This is a genomic window from Sphingomonas daechungensis, assembly GCF_014489495.1.
GTDB classification, from domain to species: Bacteria; Pseudomonadota; Alphaproteobacteria; order Sphingomonadales; family Sphingomonadaceae; genus Sphingomicrobium; species Sphingomicrobium daechungense.
In genome coordinates this window covers 92,302-108,055 of record NZ_CP060780.1, presented here as the reverse complement: position 1 = coordinate 108,055, position 15,754 = coordinate 92,302, and the positions used below count along the sequence as shown (strand labels likewise).

15 protein-coding genes and 5 pseudogenes are annotated in these 15,754 nt (G+C 63.3%); 5 read left to right on the top strand and 15 right to left on the bottom strand.

Annotated elements, in window-relative coordinates; translation table 11 throughout:
* Window positions 1-49: 49 nt before the first annotated feature.
* The 4 genes and pseudogenes from H9L15_RS00630 to H9L15_RS00615 all read right to left on the bottom strand — a co-directional run bounded on the left by H9L15_RS00630 (window position 50) and on the right by H9L15_RS00615 (window position 3,546).
* Entirely contained in the window at window positions 50-937 is an 888-nt protein-coding gene (locus tag H9L15_RS00630) for a F0F1 ATP synthase subunit gamma (protein WP_187714829.1), read from the bottom strand.
* Window position 938: 1 nt separating this feature from the next.
* Window positions 939-2,468 carry a F0F1 ATP synthase subunit alpha gene (gene atpA, locus H9L15_RS00625; RefSeq protein WP_187714828.1) on the bottom strand — a complete coding sequence of 510 codons (1,530 nt, stop codon included), beginning with the start codon at window positions 2,466-2,468 and terminating at the stop codon, window positions 939-941.
* 2 nt (window positions 2,469-2,470) lie between these two features.
* Window positions 2,471-3,024, bottom strand: a pseudogene (locus H9L15_RS00620) (F0F1 ATP synthase subunit delta).
* Between the two features lie 270 nt (window positions 3,025-3,294).
* Window positions 3,295-3,546: a GNAT family N-acetyltransferase gene (locus H9L15_RS00615; protein WP_223276362.1), complete on the bottom strand. Its 252-nt coding sequence runs from the start codon at window positions 3,544-3,546 to the stop codon at window positions 3,295-3,297.
* A 243-nt stretch (window positions 3,547-3,789) separates the two neighbouring features.
* Here H9L15_RS00615 and H9L15_RS00610 point away from each other — a divergent pair, with 243 nt between their 5' ends.
* Together H9L15_RS00610 and H9L15_RS16475 are read left to right on the top strand one after the other, a co-directional pair.
* Window positions 3,790-4,257 carry a DUF1203 domain-containing protein gene (locus H9L15_RS00610; protein WP_187714827.1) on the top strand — a complete coding sequence of 156 codons (468 nt, stop codon included), beginning with the start codon at window positions 3,790-3,792 and terminating at the stop codon, window positions 4,255-4,257.
* A 96-nt stretch (window positions 4,258-4,353) separates the two neighbouring features.
* A pseudogene (locus tag H9L15_RS16475) lies at window positions 4,354-5,353 on the top strand (bifunctional transcriptional activator/DNA repair enzyme AdaA).
* Here the strand turns inward: H9L15_RS16475 and H9L15_RS00595 are convergent.
* The 11 genes and pseudogenes from H9L15_RS00595 to H9L15_RS00545 form a co-directional block, all read right to left on the bottom strand.
* A complete protein-coding gene (locus H9L15_RS00595; protein WP_187714824.1) occupies window positions 5,350-5,547 on the bottom strand; it encodes a hypothetical protein in 198 nt (65 codons plus the stop codon). The pseudogene H9L15_RS16475 and the gene H9L15_RS00595 sit on opposite strands and share 4 nt — an antisense overlap.
* Window positions 5,547-5,822 (bottom strand): hypothetical protein, encoded by a 276-nt coding sequence (locus H9L15_RS00590; RefSeq protein ID WP_187714823.1) that lies wholly within the window; start codon window positions 5,820-5,822, stop codon window positions 5,547-5,549. Before H9L15_RS00590 ends, H9L15_RS00595 begins: the two co-directional genes overlap by 1 nt.
* A complete protein-coding gene (locus H9L15_RS00585; protein ID WP_187714822.1) occupies window positions 5,816-6,442 on the bottom strand; it encodes a hypothetical protein in 627 nt (208 codons plus the stop codon). Before H9L15_RS00585 ends, H9L15_RS00590 begins: the two co-directional genes overlap by 7 nt.
* Before the next feature lie 20 nt (window positions 6,443-6,462).
* Window positions 6,463-6,879 (bottom strand): hypothetical protein, encoded by a 417-nt coding sequence (locus H9L15_RS00580; protein WP_187714821.1) that lies wholly within the window; start codon window positions 6,877-6,879, stop codon window positions 6,463-6,465.
* Between the two features lie 10 nt (window positions 6,880-6,889).
* Entirely contained in the window at window positions 6,890-7,165 is a 276-nt protein-coding gene (locus H9L15_RS00575; RefSeq protein ID WP_187714820.1) for a hypothetical protein, read from the bottom strand.
* Window positions 7,162-7,524: a tetratricopeptide repeat protein gene (locus H9L15_RS00570; RefSeq protein ID WP_187714819.1), complete on the bottom strand. Its 363-nt coding sequence runs from the start codon at window positions 7,522-7,524 to the stop codon at window positions 7,162-7,164. The genes H9L15_RS00575 and H9L15_RS00570 overlap by 4 nt, the downstream gene beginning before the upstream one ends.
* A complete protein-coding gene (locus tag H9L15_RS00565; protein WP_187714818.1) occupies window positions 7,521-8,411 on the bottom strand; it encodes a hypothetical protein in 891 nt (296 codons plus the stop codon). Before H9L15_RS00565 ends, H9L15_RS00570 begins: the two co-directional genes overlap by 4 nt.
* Before the next feature lie 50 nt (window positions 8,412-8,461).
* Window positions 8,462-10,619: pseudogene (locus H9L15_RS00560) on the bottom strand (primosomal protein N').
* A gap of 279 nt (window positions 10,620-10,898) precedes the next feature.
* A pseudogene (gene purC, locus H9L15_RS00555) lies at window positions 10,899-11,758 on the bottom strand (phosphoribosylaminoimidazolesuccinocarboxamide synthase).
* Between the two features lie 136 nt (window positions 11,759-11,894).
* Window positions 11,895-12,092, bottom strand: a complete 198-nt coding sequence (locus H9L15_RS00550) for a hypothetical protein (RefSeq protein WP_187714817.1) — start codon at window positions 12,090-12,092, stop codon at window positions 11,895-11,897.
* Window positions 12,093-12,108: 16 nt separating this feature from the next.
* Complete coding sequence (locus H9L15_RS00545) at window positions 12,109-12,303, bottom strand: hypothetical protein (protein ID WP_187714816.1); 195 nt, start codon at window positions 12,301-12,303, stop codon at window positions 12,109-12,111.
* Between the two features lie 155 nt (window positions 12,304-12,458).
* Here H9L15_RS00545 and H9L15_RS16470 point away from each other — a divergent pair, with 155 nt between their 5' ends.
* From H9L15_RS16470 to parC, 3 genes and pseudogenes are all read left to right on the top strand, one after another.
* A complete protein-coding gene (locus tag H9L15_RS16470) occupies window positions 12,459-12,641 on the top strand; it encodes a LysR family transcriptional regulator (protein WP_223276361.1) in 183 nt (60 codons plus the stop codon).
* 29 nt (window positions 12,642-12,670) lie between these two features.
* Window positions 12,671-13,417 carry a LysR substrate-binding domain-containing protein gene (locus tag H9L15_RS00540; RefSeq protein WP_223276360.1) on the top strand — a complete coding sequence of 249 codons (747 nt, stop codon included), beginning with the start codon at window positions 12,671-12,673 and terminating at the stop codon, window positions 13,415-13,417.
* A gap of 60 nt (window positions 13,418-13,477) precedes the next feature.
* A pseudogene (parC, locus tag H9L15_RS00535) lies at window positions 13,478-15,699 on the top strand (DNA topoisomerase IV subunit A).
* Window positions 15,700-15,754: the final 55 nt, after the last annotated feature.

Below are 15,754 nucleotides of genomic sequence, written 5' to 3'. Positions count from 1 at the left end.
TCTCTGGAGCGGCGGTTGCCATGTCTGTCTTCCTTGGCTTCGTATCGGGTTAGAGCGCTTCGGCGCCGGAAATGATTTCAACGAGTTCGGTCGTGATCGCGGCCTGGCGCTGGCGATTATACTGGATCGACAAGCGGTTGATCATGTCGCCGGCGTTGCGGGTCGCATTGTCCATGGCGGTCATCTGCGAGCCGTAGAAGCCAGCCTGGTTCTCTAGCAGTGCGGTGTAGACCTGCACCGAAAGGTTCCGTGGCAGTAGCTCGGCGAGGATGCTTTCCTCATCGGGCTCATACTCGACAGCGGAAGGCGCCGCAGCGGTCTTGCCCTGCTCGGCGGTCCCCGACGGCAGGACGGGGAAGATCTGCTTGACGACGGGTTCTTGCGCCAGGACCGACTTGAACTCGCTGTACGCAAGGTGCGCGACGTCGAACTCGCCCTGCTGCAGGCGGCCGATGATATCGTCGATGATGCCCTGCGCGTCGGCATAAGCCGGCGACTTCATCTGACTGGTGTCGTACTGACCGATGATCGCCTTCGGAGCGATCCGCTGGATGGCCGGACGGCCCTTGCGGCCGACGATGTAGAACAGGACGGTCTTGCCCTCGGCCGTCAACTCGGTCGCCTTGGCACGGACAGCGCGCAGGATGTTCGTGTTGAACGCTCCGGCAAGTCCGCGGTCGCTGGTGACCACGACGATCAGGTGCGTCTGGTCCTTGCCCGTGCCGCGGACCAGGACCGGCGAGTTGTCGCTGATCGTGATCCGGCTGACGAGGCGCTCGACGGCTTGCGTCAGCCGCTTCGAGTAAGGACGGCCCGCCTCGGCGTTCTGCTGGGCACGGCGCAGCTTCGCCGCGGCGACCATCTTCATCGCCTTGGTGATCTTCTGCGTCGACTTCACCGAGCCGATGCGGATCTTGAGGGCCTTCAGGCTCGCCATGTTATGCGAACGTCTTCCCGAACTCGGTCAGCGCGTCCTTGAGCTTCGCGGCCGTGTCGTCGTCGAGGGCCTTGCTGTCGCGGATCGCCTTCAGCACGTCGGCCTTGTCGCTGCGCAGGAAGCTGAGCATCGCGGCTTCGTAGCGGACAACGTCCTTCACATCGACGCTGTCGAGGAAGCCCTGGGTACCGGCGTAGATTGACGCGACCTGCTCTTCGACCGGCATCGGGCTGTACTGCGGCTGCTTCAGCAGCTCCGTCAAACGCGCGCCGCGGGCCAGAAGGCGCTGGGTTGCAGCGTCGAGGTCCGAGCCAAACTGCGCGAAGGCAGCCATTTCGCGATACTGCGCGAGCTCCAGCTTGATCGAGCCGGCGACCTTCTTCATCGCCTTGGTCTGCGCGGCAGAGCCGACGCGGCTGACCGAGAGACCGACGTTAATCGCCGGACGAATGCCCTGGTAGAACAGGTCCGTCTCGAGGAAGATCTGGCCATCGGTGATGGAGATGACGTTGGTCGGGATGTAGGCCGAAACGTCGCCTGCCTGGGTTTCAATGATGGGCAGCGCGGTCAGCGAGCCATTGCCGTTAGCGTCGTTCAACTTCGCGGCGCGCTCGAGCAGGCGGCTGTGAAGATAGAAAACGTCGCCCGGATAGGCTTCGCGGCCCGGCGGACGGCGAAGCAGCAGTGACATCTGGCGGTAGGCCACGGCCTGCTTCGAAAGGTCGTCGTAGACAATGACGGCGTGCATTCCGTTGTCGCGGAAATACTCGCCCATCGCGGCGCCCGTGTATGGCGCAAGGAACTGCAGCGGAGCGGGCTCGGAAGCCGTTGCGGCGACGACGATGGAATATTCCATCGCGCCATTCTCTTCGAGGGCGCGCACGATCTGTGCGACGGTCGAACGCTTTTGCCCGACAGCGACGTAGATGCAGTAGAGCTTCTGGCTCTCGTCGCCGGACTTGTTGGCGTCCTTCTGGTTGATGAAGGTGTCTAGAGCGACGGCAGTCTTGCCGGTCTGGCGGTCGCCGATGATCAGCTCACGCTGGCCGCGGCCGATCGGGACGAGAGCGTCGAGCGCCTTGAGGCCAGTCTGCACCGGCTCGTGCACCGACTTCCTCGGGATGATGCCCGGCGCCTTCACTTCGACGCGGCGGCGTTCCACACCCTCGAGAGGGCCCTTGCCATCGATCGGGTTACCAAGAGCGTCGACGACACGGCCGAGCAGGCCCTTGCCGATCGGAACGTCGACGATGGTGCCGGTGCGGCGTGCGGTCGAGCCTTCGCGGATGTTCGCGTCCGAGCCGAAGATGACGACGCCGACGTTATCGGCTTCGAGGTTCAGGGCCATGCCCTTCACGCCGCCGTCGAACTCGACCATCTCGCCGGCCTGGACGTTGTCGAGGCCGTGGATGCGGGCGATGCCGTCGCCGACCGACAGCACGGTGCCGACTTCGGAGACCTGCGCTTCGGCATCGAAATTCGCGATCTGGTCGCGGATTACGCGGGAAATTTCAGCGGCGCGGATGTCCATATTCAGCCTTTCATCGCCTCGGCGAGTCTGTTGAGTTTGGTGCGGATGGATGCGTCGATCATCTGGCTTCCCAGCTTGACGACGATCCCACCAGGATTTCAGGATCGATGCGCGTTTCGATCGCGACGTCACGGCCGGCGCGCGCGCGAAGCTGCTGCTTCAGCGCGGCAAGCTGGTCGTCCTTCAGCGCGTGCGCAGTCACGATTTCGGCCGTCGTTTCGCCGCGATGTTCTGCGGCGAGCCGTCGGAACGCGCGGATGACGGCCTGAAGCTGGCCCTTCCGGCCGTTGCGAGCGAGCACGCCGAGGAAGTTGCTGGTGATCGAATCGATCGACAGCTCCTTGGCAACGCTCGCAAAGGCCTTGCCGGCTTCGTCGCGACCGATCAGCGGGCTTGAAACGAGCTCCGCGAAATCGGGCGAATCCACCAGCGCCTGCGCAAGCAGCCCAAGGCTGTTGCTGACCGCATCAATCTGCCGTTCGTCGCGTGCCAGGTCGAACAAAGCCGAGGCATATCGCCCTGCTAAGCTAGCCTGAATGCCGCCGGAGGTTTCCACCGCGCTTTAAGCTCCAGAACTGGAATTGCCCCCATGCGAAAAACGGGGCGCTCCCGGCGGTTAGACCGTGCGCCCCCATGGGTTGGCGCGCCACTAGCAAAGGGTGTTTTGCGATGCAAGGTGGTGGACGGCCAAGCTACAGCTTTAGGCTGAGAAATCGCGTGAAAGGCGTATCCGGATATCCGGCGAAGGGGTCGGACGGCCGAAATCCCTCGGATTCGTAGAGCCGAAGTGCTGCGGCAAAGGGTTCGGTGGAGCCGGTTTCGAGGCTCACTCGCGCGTAGCCGCGGCCCTCGCTTCAGCGATCGCGTGTCGCAGCAGGAACCTTCCGACGCCTCGGCCTAAAGCATCCGGGGCGGTTCGCATCGACTTGATCTCGCCATGGCCCGGCTCGAGCCGCTTCAGCGCGCCAAAGCCGAGCAGGTAACCGTCCTCGCGCAAGGTCCAGAAGCTGATGTCGTTCGATCGTAGGCCGTCTCCCGGAAGGACATGGCAGGCTTCGGGCGGAGAATTGCCCCTCATCTCGGCGAAATGAAAATCGAGGAGATACCTGACATCTTCTCGGTCCAGCTCCCCGAATGAATTGACCACCCATTCAACGGTCGCACGTCCGCAGACTCGCGACGGATGGAATCGGTGCCTGCGGGCGATCGAGCCGAACCGAACTCATCCGCTCTTTTTGAGCGAGAAATGTTTGACCGCAAGGTACGGGACGCGCTCCCGCCAGACGCCCGGTAGGTGGATCCTGACGAAGGAGACCCTCTCATGCCGACCTACCGCGTCAGGGGCCTGGACCCCGAGCCCTACAAGCCGCTCTTCGGACTCTCCGACGATGAACTGAGAAGTCGCGGCGTCGTTCGGATGACCGTGTCCAGCCCGACCTTTCCGTGCCGCGTCAGCCTGACCGACCGTGCGGTCGGGGAGAAGGTCTTGCTTTTGAATCACGTCAGCCATGATGTGGCAAATCCTTATCGCGCCGCCCACGCGATCTTCGTGACCGAGACGAACCAGCGGGCGGCGGAATATGTCGATGAGATCCCGCCGGTGTTCGAAAAACGGGTCCTCTCGCTTCGCGCCTTCGACGCAGAAGGCATGATGGCCGAGGCGATGCTCACCCAGCCTGGCGAAGCCGATGCCGGGATTCGCAAGCTGTTCGCCAACCCGGAGATTCGGACCATCCACGCTCATAATGCGACGCGAGGATGTTTCTCCGCCAAGATCGAAAGGGCCTGAACGATGGAAGCGCTTGCACGCAAAGCCAGCGAGCATAAACGGGAAGCCGTGACGAACGTGTCGCGCCTCGATGCCGATACGGCCTGGGCCGCATTCATGCGCCGCGACCGCGGCTGGGACGGCCGGGTGATCGGTGCGGTGAAGACCACCGGAATCTACTGCAAGCCGAGCTGCCCGGCGAAGCGCCCGAAGCGCGAGAACGTCGAGTTTTTCGCGACTGGAGCCGACGCACTCGAGGCGGGATACCGTCCATGCCTTCGTTGTAAGCCGGACGAGGTCGGCCGTGACCGCGAGGCGGTAGCGAAGGCCGTGAGTCTGATTGAAGCGGCGGAAGAAGCTCCGAGCCTCACCGCCCTTTCGGCAGCGGTCGACTACGCGCCGCACCACTTCCAGCGCATCTTCAAGCGCGACCTCGGCGTGTCTCCTGCGGAATATTGGCGTGGCCTCCGCGCCAAGCGCGCCGCCGACGCGCTCGCCGAGACCAGCCAGGTCACCGAGGCGATCTACGAGGCAGGCTATTCCGGCCCCAGCCGATTTTATGCGGACGCGAAGGATCGTCTGGGAATGACGCCGTCGGCTTGGCGCGATGGCGGGCGCGGTGAAACCATTCGATACGTCGTCACCGAAAGTCCTTGGGTCCATTGCTCGTCGCGGCGACGTCAAAGGGCATTTGCCGATTGACCTTCGACGAAGACGAAAGCGCGCTGGCCTACCGCTTCCCCAACGCGACGATCATACCCGACGACGGGACCATCTCGGCCTGGGTGGAAGGGGCATTGGAAGCGATCGAGCATCCGCATTCAGCGCCGGAGCTTCCGATCGACGTTCGGGGACGGCCTTCCAGGAAGCTGTCTGGCGCGAGCTCCGCCGGATCCCGCTCGGCGAGACGCGGAGCTATGCGGATATCGCAAAGGCCGTGGGACAGCCGGACGCCGTTCGCGCCGTCGGGACCGCGAACGGATCGAACCCGGTGGCAGTGCTGGTTCCCTGTCATCGCGTGATCCGGTCGGATGGCTCACTAGGAGGCTATGCCGGCGGGCTCGACCGGAAACGCAAGTTGCTGTCGGCCGAGGGAGCCGACCCGCTGTTGATCTAGCTGCCAGCGGGCTGTTCGTCCTTCTTCGACTTTCCGGCCTCTAGCGCGCCCTGAAGATCATTCGCGTCGATGCGTTCGATCATCTTGCGGGCCAGCTCGGCCGACCGTGTCGCGTGCGGGTCGTAGGCGACGGGTGCCATCGTCTGCCGCGCCATCTTCGGGTCCTTGTCCCGGAGATATTGATAGGCGGACATCAGGCGCAGGCTCGCGTCTTGCGGCACGAGAACGGATGCTCGGTGGAGAGCTTCGATCGCCCTCGCGCTCGGGCTTCTTCAGCCACTGCATAGGTGCGGAAATACTCGAACAACGGCTCAGGGTCCTGCGGGTCGGCGGAGCTCGCCTGCAGAAACCACTCGCGGGCGGTTGCAATCAACTTGGGATCCACCTTTTTGTCCGCTCCCGCCTTCGCGAGGAGCGCTCGTCCCTTGTATATCATCCCGTCGACGGAGCCGCGGTCGTTCGCTAGCACCCGGTCCGCCGCCGCCTCTGACGCATCGAAATGTCCGGCATCCAGCTCCGCTTCGGCAAGAGTGATCTCAACCAGGGATCGTGGGGAAACTGAGCCCGGATTTGTCGGACCTTGACCGCCAGCGGCTCCGCCGTGTCCTGGTTGACGCCGACCTTCGACTGCAAGCGAAGCGGCATCACCGCCGCCGCGCCCGGTGACAACGGAGTGATGGTGATTTGCGGCTTCGGAAAGAAGCTGGGCGGGATCTGAAGGACGCTAACCTTCCGCTGCAACCGATACGCCGTGAGGTTGCGATCGAGCTCCCGCAAGTCTCCAAATGCCTGCTTGGCGGCATCAAGCGGACGTACCCCGCTGCCGATCAGGCTGATGTACCGTTCCAGCTGACCTTTTCGTTCCGGTGCGAAGGTCAGATAATGGGTCAGCAGCCAGCCGCGGCCGTAGACGGATTCCTTCAGGCCGTCGCTGACCTGTCCGTAATCGGCCGAAAGCAGCATCTCGAGCGGCATGCTCTCACCCCAGAACAGCCCCATCGAACGATGCTGGGCCACCCGACCGAGCCAGACTGCGCCATCCTTTTCAAAGCTTGCCGTCGACATCATCTCGGCGAAGCCCTCGATCACCCATTCGGGTAGCGGTGCATTCAGCCCTGGAACATCAGGTGGTGAGCATATTCGTGGAAGAATATGGTCTCCGCAGAGAACTCGACTTCCCACGTGGACCCGCCGTTTTTCGGTACGACGGCAAGCGGACCGTTCACTCGCCCGATGTAAAAGCCGCCCGCGTTCTGGTTGCGGATCAGCTTCGCCACTTGCTCCATGTCTTTGACGACATAGACGGTCAGCCGGTTGCCATCGCCGACTTCGCTGTCCTTCATCTTGCGCGCGAGCCGAACGGCCCTGTCGAACTTCTCGAGCCGTGTCGCGAAGGTCGTCAGCTTTTCCGGATCATCGTCCGCGTAAATGATGAAGTGACGCGTGCTGACCTTTTGCCATGCTGCGTGCGCGGGTTGAGCGAGGCCCGCCGCAAGGAGGGCGGCAGCAGTCAGCAATGTCCGCATTCGACCCCCTTTAGCTTTCCCGCTGGCGCTTCTTCTCATCCTCATCGAGCATTTTCAGGGCACCGGCCGTATCGCCGGTGCTGATTTTGTCCATGATCTCGAGGTTGCGGCGCTTTTCCTTGGGGAAGTGGGGACTGTAGGCGATCGGCCCGAAGATTTCTTTCGCGTTGGCCGAATCGCCTTCCTTCAGCAGTTGGCGAACGGCCGTCCTGCGGAGGTCGAAGCCGCGCGGGACCAATTCTACTGCGAACAGCAGCCCATCGACTGCCTGAGCCGGTGGCGTCACCCCTGATCGACGAAGGTGTCGTAGTAATACATCAGCGGCTGCGGCGCGCTGGGATCCAGATGGTTCGCTTTCGAGAACCACCCGCGGATGGCGGACCAGTTCGCCGACTGAGGGCTTTTCTTGGCGAGTTCCAGCTCGGCCCGGCCTTTATAGACCAGGGCTTTGGGTGACTTTGGCTCGATGGCCAGGACCTTGTCCGCCGCCGCCGACGCCTCGGCATAGTTCTTCGCCTGGAGCTCGGCCTGGGCAAGAACCTCGGCTGCCGCAGCGCTTTGCGGATAGCGCGCGACGACTGACCTTGCCGCGCTGACTACGCCACGAGCAGTGGCGGAATCTTCGATCCGTGCCTCGAGCTTCATCCGGAGCGGAACGACGGCTTCTTCGTTTTCCGGCAATGGGCGGACTTCGACGGGCCGATCTTAATCATCGACGCAGGGATAATCCGCGTCGGGAGAGTGTCTCGCTCGTGATATTTCTCGAGCTCCCTGTCGAGTTGCCGCAAGTCGCCGAACGCCTGCTTTGCCGCGTCTAGCGCTGGGACACCTTTCTGGATCAGGTCGATATATTTGGACGCTTGGCCACGACGCGACGGCTCGAACGCGAGATAGTGGGCAAGCAGCCAGCCGCGACTGTACTGCGACACCCATTCCTGCCCCGTCGTCTGGTGATAGATGCCGCCAAGCATGTCTGGCAGCGTCATCCCGCGAAGGAGGCGCAGTTCGGCTCCACGATAATCAGGCGGCTCACCAAACTCGACGGAACCGTCCGCCAGGAACTCCGCAGGCGCGAAGAACTCGGCATATCCTTCAGTCATCCACGTTGGATATGCCTTGGCAGCGTCCTGCAGCATCAGATGGTGCAAATATTCGTGGAAGATCACGGTTCGCCCGTCGAGGTCCCAGCGGTTGCGCTTCGGCTCGCCGCTGGCAAACGAGGTCGCGCCGGACGCTCGACCAAAATAGACGCCCGCGATTCCGCCGATCCCTGTGACGTTTTGAACCACGCCGGAGTCGCGAAGCACGAAGAGAGTCACGCGGCTGGTGGACGTAGGCGGAGGGTCCTTCATCTGCCGGACAGCGCGAACTCCGCTGTCGAACCGCTCCAGGTCCGAGGCATATTTGCGCAACACCTCAGGTGACTGCTCCGAATAGATGATGAAGTGATTGGTCCTGGCTTCGCTCCATCTCGCGAAGGCCTGGGACGGCACGAGAACGAGCGCCGCCAGCGCAGTAACCCTTAGAAACATTGATGATTCCCTCGATACGAGGGAGAAAGTACCGTTGCTGCAACGGGAGTCTAGAGGAAGCTGTAAGGGTCGACGTCGACAGTCACCCGAACCTTGGGCTCCATTCGATCTCGGACAACCATTCACGGATGACGTCCTGGACGTCGAGGCTTCGGGCGGCGTGAACCAGCAAGCGTTGCCGGTGGCGCCCGCGCAGCATGGCTAGTGGGCCGGGGCAGGTCCGAAGACGGCCATTCCTTCAACCTCCGGTGCAGCATTGCCAATGCGCCGTGCGGTCGTTTCTGCCTGGGAAGACTCTTCCGCCGAAATGACGATGGCGGCGAGCCTTCCAAACGGCGGCATAGCGGCCTCGCGCCGGGCATCGGTTTCGGCCGAATAGAAGCCGGGCCCGTCTCCCGAAACGAGCGCCGCAATGACCGGTGCATCGGGTTCGTGGGTCTGGACGAGGACGCGTCCGGGCTTGTCGCCGCGCCCGGCCCGGCCGGCAACTTGCTGGATCTGCTGGAAGCTTCGCTCGGCAGCGCGGAGGTCGCCGCCAGCGAGCCCGAGATCAGCATCCACGACGCCGACCAAGGTCAGGTTCGGAAAGTGATAGCCCTTTGTTACCAGCTGGGTGCCGACCACGATGTCGATTGCGCCGGCTTCCATTTGCGCGACGAACTCGGCGGCGCGAGCAGGGACCAGATCGTGTCCGAGGTCACGATTGCCGTTCGCGCCTCGGGAAAGAGTGCAGCGACTTCGTCCGCGATCCGTTCGACACCGGGCCCGCAGGCGACCAGGCTGTCTTCCTCGCCGCATTCAGGGCAGGCCTTCGGCGGCGGCATGACGTGACCGCAATGGTGACAGGCGAGCCGCGCCATCAGCCGATGCTCAACCATCCACGCTGTGCAATTCGGGCACTGAAAGCGATGCCGCAGTGACGGCACAATGTCAGCGGGGCGAACCCTCGACGGTTGAGGAACAGCAGCGACTGCTCACCGCGCTCAAGGTTGGCCTCTAGCTCGGCGACCAGGCTTGGTGCCAGCCAGCGGCCGCGGAGAGGCGGATCCTCAGTCAGGTTGATTGCCCGAATGTCCGGCAGGCTCGCGCCGGCGAAGCGCTGGCTGAGAGTGACCTCCCGGTATCGGCCGATTTCGACCATGTGCCGCGTCTCTATGGCGGGCGTCGCCGAGGAGAGGATGACTGGAATGTCCTCGAACTTTGCCCGCATCACTGCGACGTCGCGTGCGTGATATTGAACGCCTTCTTCCTGCTTGAAGCTTGGCTCGTGCGCCTCGTCGACGACGATCAGGCCGAGGTTCGAATATGGAAGAAACAGCGCCGAGCGGGCGCCGACCGTGACCTTTGCCTCACCGCTGACAATCGCTCGCCAGGCTCGGCGGCGCTGCGACGATCGAAGATCGGAGTGCCAGGCGGTCGGCTCGCATCCGAAGCGGTTGGTGAAGCGCTTCAGGAACGGCTCCGTCAACGCGATCTCCGGCAGGAGGACCAGCGCCTGCTTCCCCTGACGGAGGCATTCGGCGATCGCTTCGAAATAGACTTCGGTCTTGCCGGAACCGGTGACGCCGTCGAGCAGGACGGGGTCGAACCCGCGTCCAACCGAAGTCGACAGGCTCTCCGCGGCCTCCTTCTGCTCTTCGCTAAGATCAGGCGGAGCGAAATCGGGATCGGGGCAGGGCAGGGGCCGGTCGGCTTCGACGGTCACGGCCTCAAGCGCGCCTGCATTCACAAGGCCCCGCATCACCGCGTCGCTGACGTCCGCATAGTCGGCGAGCTCGCGCACCGTTCCCTGCCGACCTTCGATCGCTGCAAGGGCCTTCAGCCGCTGCGGAGTCATCCGATCCGGAACTTGGCCCGTAGGGCGGTATTCCGTCAGCTGCCGCGGTCCTTCGAGCGCGCTCGAGGATGGCAAGATCATTCGCAACACCGAGGCCAGCGGCGACAAATAATAATCCGCCGTCCACTCGGCGAGCCGCCGGAGCGGCGCGGCGATTGGGGCACGTCCAATGTCCCGACGATCGGCCTCAGGCGATTATCGCCGACCTCTTCCGTCGGCAGCCGTTCCGGCTCCCACGCCACTCCAAGCAGCTGGCGCGGCCCGAGCGGGGCGACCAGGACCGTCCCGGCCTCGACATGCATGTCCGCGGGCACGCGATAATCGAGCGGTCCAAGCGCTGCATTCAGGGTGACGACACGGGCGCGGTTCATCGGTTAAGGGTTCGATCGGGCTGAGGGACGAGGCCCTCTAACAAGGGGACTAGTCCGATGATTGCAAGACGCTGGCACGGGAGAGTGCCTGCTGCGAAGGCCGTGGAATATCTGCGCCTGATGGAACAGTCGGGTTTGGCTGATTACCGGGCGACAAAAGGTAATCGCGGGCCTGGTGCCTGCACCGCACCGACGGCGAGGTCACGCACGTGGAGATGTTCACGCTTTGGGACGACGAAGCCGCGATCCGCCGCTTTGCCGGAGACGATCTTCTCAAGGCTAGATACTACGACTTCGACGCCGATTACCTCCTCGAGCTCGAGCCCGAAGTAGAGCACTTCGAGGTGTTCGGGCCTGAAGGCTACTTGCCCGCTTCTTGCGGTGCTGGTCGAAGTCGAGAACCGCATTCTCCTCGTCGCCCTGGAGTAGCCCGAGCCGCCTGGCGACTTCCTGGTAAGCTTCCTCGACGCCGCCGAGGTCCTGGCGGAAGCGGTCTTTGTCGAGCTTTTCGTTCGACTTGATGTCCCACAGGCGGCAGCCGTCGGGCTGATCTCGTCGGCGAGGATGATGCGGGCGTAATCGCCGTCCCAAACCCGGCCAAACTCGAGCTTGAAGTCGACGAGCCGGATGCCGATCGCGGCAAACATGCCGCTGAGGAAGTCGTTCACGCGGATCGCCATGTCGGCGATGTCGTTCATCTCTTCCTGGCTGGCCCAGCCGAAACAGGCGATATGCTCTTCGGAGATCATCGGATCGCCGAGTGCATCGTCCTTGTAATAATATTCGATGATCGTTCGGGGCAGCTGCGTGCCTTCCTCGATCCCGAGGCGCTTGGTCAGCGATCCTGCCGCCACGTTGCGGATGACGACCTCGATCGGGACGATCTCGACCTGCCGGATCAGCTGCTCGCGCATGTTCACCCGGCGGATGAAGTGCGTCGGCACCCCGATCGTTTGAAGCGCGAGGAAGATATGCTCGGAAATCCGGTTGTTGAGGACGCCCTTGCCGCTGATCGTGCCGCGCTTCTGTGCGTTGAACGCGGTCGCGTCGTCCTTGAAATACTGGATGAGCGTTCCGGGCTCGGGACCCTCGTAGAGGATCTTGGCCTTGCCTTCGTAGATCTGTCGGCGTCGGGCCATTTGGGTCGCTCTACTCCATGTGGTTGGTCAGGGAGCGGCGGCTATAGGGAGGTGCAGTTAAGGCGCAATTGAGGGAGGAAATCGGGGCGGCGTGCGTGCTCTCGTCACCGCCCTCGAGGGGTGCAGGCACCTGTCGTCATGCCAGGCGTGCACCTTTCTTGATGGATTTCCTGGAGTTCGCCCAGGGAGCGTTCCATTCGAAACGATGGACAGCTGACAGGCTCTTCCCAAGTTCGCGGCCGATCGAGCTGAACAGCTGCTCGATACCCGCGTTCAGTTGCGAGCGACCCGATTGATACTGACGGTCGACGATTTCATCGATCATGGTGATCATCCCTTTTCTCGTCGTGTCAGAGTGCGATCGGCAGGCGAGCACTGTCGTTCGCCGCGCCGCGGAGCGCCTTTTCGATCATCTCGAGCCGGTGGTCGGCGTCCAATCCCGCCCACGCACGATAGGAAGCGCTGGTCTTCCGCGAATGCGCTGCGGCGGCATGGTTTGCCGGGCCGTTCTCGAGGAACAGGCGCGGGTCTAGTCCATAAGCCATGTTTACCTCCTTTTGGTTTCGCCGCCGCCGGTTCGGGGGCTGGGGAGAGGATCCCATTTTTGTCCGGCGGCGGCTTGTGATCTATCTACTGATTCGATCGTTACGGGGCCAATCAAAGCCTCGACAAAGGTCATAAACTGCACTTATGTAGAACGATGCGACGCCTGCCTCCTCTCGCTGCCGTTCGTGCCTTCGAGGCCGCGGCCCGGAACGAAAGCTTCACCGCCGCAGCGGCGGAGCTGGGACTGACGCAGGCTGCCGTCTCCTACCAGGTGAAGGCGCTTGAAGAGCGGCTCGGCGCCCCGCTGTTCGTGCGGGAGCGGGGCGTGCCCGGCTGACGCCCCTCGGACATCGCCTGCTTCCAACCTTGAGCCAGGCCTTCGACTCCATCGAGGCCGCGTTCGCAACCCATCGTGAGGAGGACGAAAGCCTGCTGACGGTGACGACTACCCACACGTTTGCCAACACCTGGCTCGCCTGGCGGCTGGGCGCGTTTCAGATGGCGCATCCTGAACTCGCGGTGCGGATGGCGACCAGCAACGACGTGGTCGACCTGAAGGCAGGCGACGCAGACGTCGCGATCCGCGCGGGACCCGGAAACTGGCCGGGCCTCGAGTGCATCAAGCTGTTTGAATCCGAATTCACTCCGATGGCCAGCCCGGATTGCATCGCCGCCGAAGAGCGGAGGCTCGGCCGCAAGCTGGAGCAGTCGGACATGCCCAGCCTGCACATCATCAATCCGGGCGACGACTGGTGGCAGCAATGGTTCTGCGACAACGGGGTCGCCGCCGACGAGGAAGTCCTCCGGCGGCCCGGCGTTCGCCTCGACAACCAGGCGAACGAGGGTCATGCGGCGATGGCCGGGCAGGGGTTCGCCCTTCTGACCCCCTTCCTGTGGAAAGGGATGTTGCCGCCGGGCGCCTTGCCATTCCCTTCCCGAAGAGTGTCTCGGCCCGGGCTGGGCCTATTGGCTGTGCCTTCCGCCGGAGCGGCGCATGGTGCCCAAGGTGAAGCGTTTCCGCGAATGGTTGCTGGCGGTGATGGAGGAAGCCGGCCGCCCGAACACAGCGGACAACGACGCGACGCCGCCTGCCGCGATCGAAGGATAGCCTAAGCGCCTGCGGACGCCTTTTTGGCGGTGACGAGCGGGCTTTCGCATTGCTAAGCGTGCGCCATGGATCCGACTGAATCGTCCGTCATCGACACGCCCTTCGACGCTGCCTTATCCGAACGTTACCTAGTCTACGCGTTGTCCACGATCACCGCGAGATCGCTGCCGGACGTTCGCGATGGGCTGAAGCCGGTTCATCGGCGTCTGCTGTGGGCGATGCGGCTGCTGCGGCTCGACCCGGCCGGCGCCTACAAGAAGAGCGCCCGCGTCGTGGGCGATGTCATCGGCAAGTACCACCCGCACGGCGATCAGTCGGTTTACGACGCGATGGTCCGCCTCGCCCAGGATTTCGCGCTTCGTTACCCGTTGGTCGACGGGCAGGGGAACTTCGGCAACATCGACGGCGATAACGCCGCTGCCTACCGCTACACCGAAGCCAAGCTGACACCCGTAGCCATGGCGCTGATGTCGGGCATCGACGAAGGCGCGGTCGACTTTCGCCCGACCTACAATGGCGAGGAGGAAGAGCCGGAAGTCTTTCCCGGCCTGTTCCCGAACCTGCTGGCCAATGGCGCCAGCGGCATCGCCGTCGGAATGGCGACGAGCATTCCGCCGCACAACGTCAGCGAGTTGATCGAAGCGGCCACCCACCTGATCGACGATCCCAAGGCCGAAGATTCGGCGCTGATGGATTTCGTCTCCGGCCCTGATTTTCCGACGGGAGGCGTGCTGGTCGACAGCCGCGAAAGCATCGCAAACGCCTATGCCACGGGCCGCGGCAGCTTCCGCCTTCGTGCCTCGGTGAGCGTCGAGAAGGAAAAGGGAGGCGGCTACCACCTGCTGGTCAGCGAGATTCCGTACGGCGTCCAGAAGGGCAAATTGATCGAGCAGATCGCGACGCTGATCGCGGACAAGAAACTGCCGATCCTCGCCGACGTCCGCGACGAAAGCGCCGAAGACCTTCGCATCGTCCTCGAGCCTCGCGCCCGCACCGTCGACCCGGACCTGCTGCTCGAAAGCCTGTTCCGCCTGACCGCCCTCGAGGTTCGCTTTCCGCTGAACCTCAACGTCCTCGACGCGAACCGGACGCCGCTGGTGATGAGCCTCAAGGAGGCGCTCAGCAACTGGCTGCAATTCCAATTCGAGGTCCTCGTCCGCAAATCGCAGGTGCGGATCGGCAAGATCGACGACCGGCTCGAACTGCTCGACGGGTTCCTGATCGCCTATCTCAACCTCGATCGCGTCATCGAGATCATCCGCGGCGAGGATGAACCGAAGCCGGTGCTCATGGAGGAATTCAAGCTCTCCGACCGGCAGGCTGAAGCCATCCTCAACATGCGCCTGCGCAGCCTTCGCAAGCTCGAGGAGATGGAGATCGGCCGCGAGCGGGAGAGGCTGGCGAAGGAGCGCGACGAGCTTCAAAAGCTCATCGAGAGTCCGGCGCGCCAGCGCACGCGGATGAAGCGCGACCTTGCGGCGATCAAGGACCAGTTCGGCGACGACCGCCGCACGCGCATCGAGGAAGTCGCCGCGACCCGCGAGATCGACTGGTCGGCAATGATCGAGAAGGAGCCGATCACGGTGATCCTCTCGCAGCGCGGATGGGTCCGGGCCATGCGCGGCCATGTCGCACTAGACGACGCCGAGACGCTGAAATTCCGCGAGGGCGACGCGCTCGACACGATTTTCCACGCGCAGACAACCGACCGGCTGGCGCTCTTTGCGGCGAATGGGAGGGTCTACACGTTGGGTGGCGACAAGCTTCCTGGCGGCCGCGGCTTCGGCGAGCCGGTGCGCCTTTCCATCGACCTCGATGCCGAAGTGGAGATCGTGGCCCTGATGGTTGTCCGGCCGGACACGAAGCTTCTGATCGCATCGAGCGACGGCAAGGGCTTTGTCACAAGCGGGGTGGCGACCTTGGCTGAAACGCGCAAGGGCAAGCAACTCGTCAATCTCCGCACCGGCGCGCACGTTGCTGTCATCCGAGTGATCGAAGAGGGCGCCGACACTGTCGGCGTCGTTGGCGAGAACCGAAAGATGCTCATCTTTCCGCTCGCTGAGCTGCCAGAGCTCGCACGCGGACAAGGGGTGACGCTGCAGCGCTACCGGGATGGCGGACTCTCCGACGCCAAGGCTTTCAGACTTGCGGATGGGATCAGCTGGGCGCTCGGCGGCGACAGCGGGCGAACAAGAACTGAAACAGACCTGACTGCCTGGCGGGCCGCGCGAGGGCCGCTGGTCGCATGCCACCGATTGGATTCCCCCGCTCGAATAAGTTCGACTAAACGACAATAGCAACCAAGATTAAGCCGTTTTCCCTCTGTGGCAGATACTTGGAAT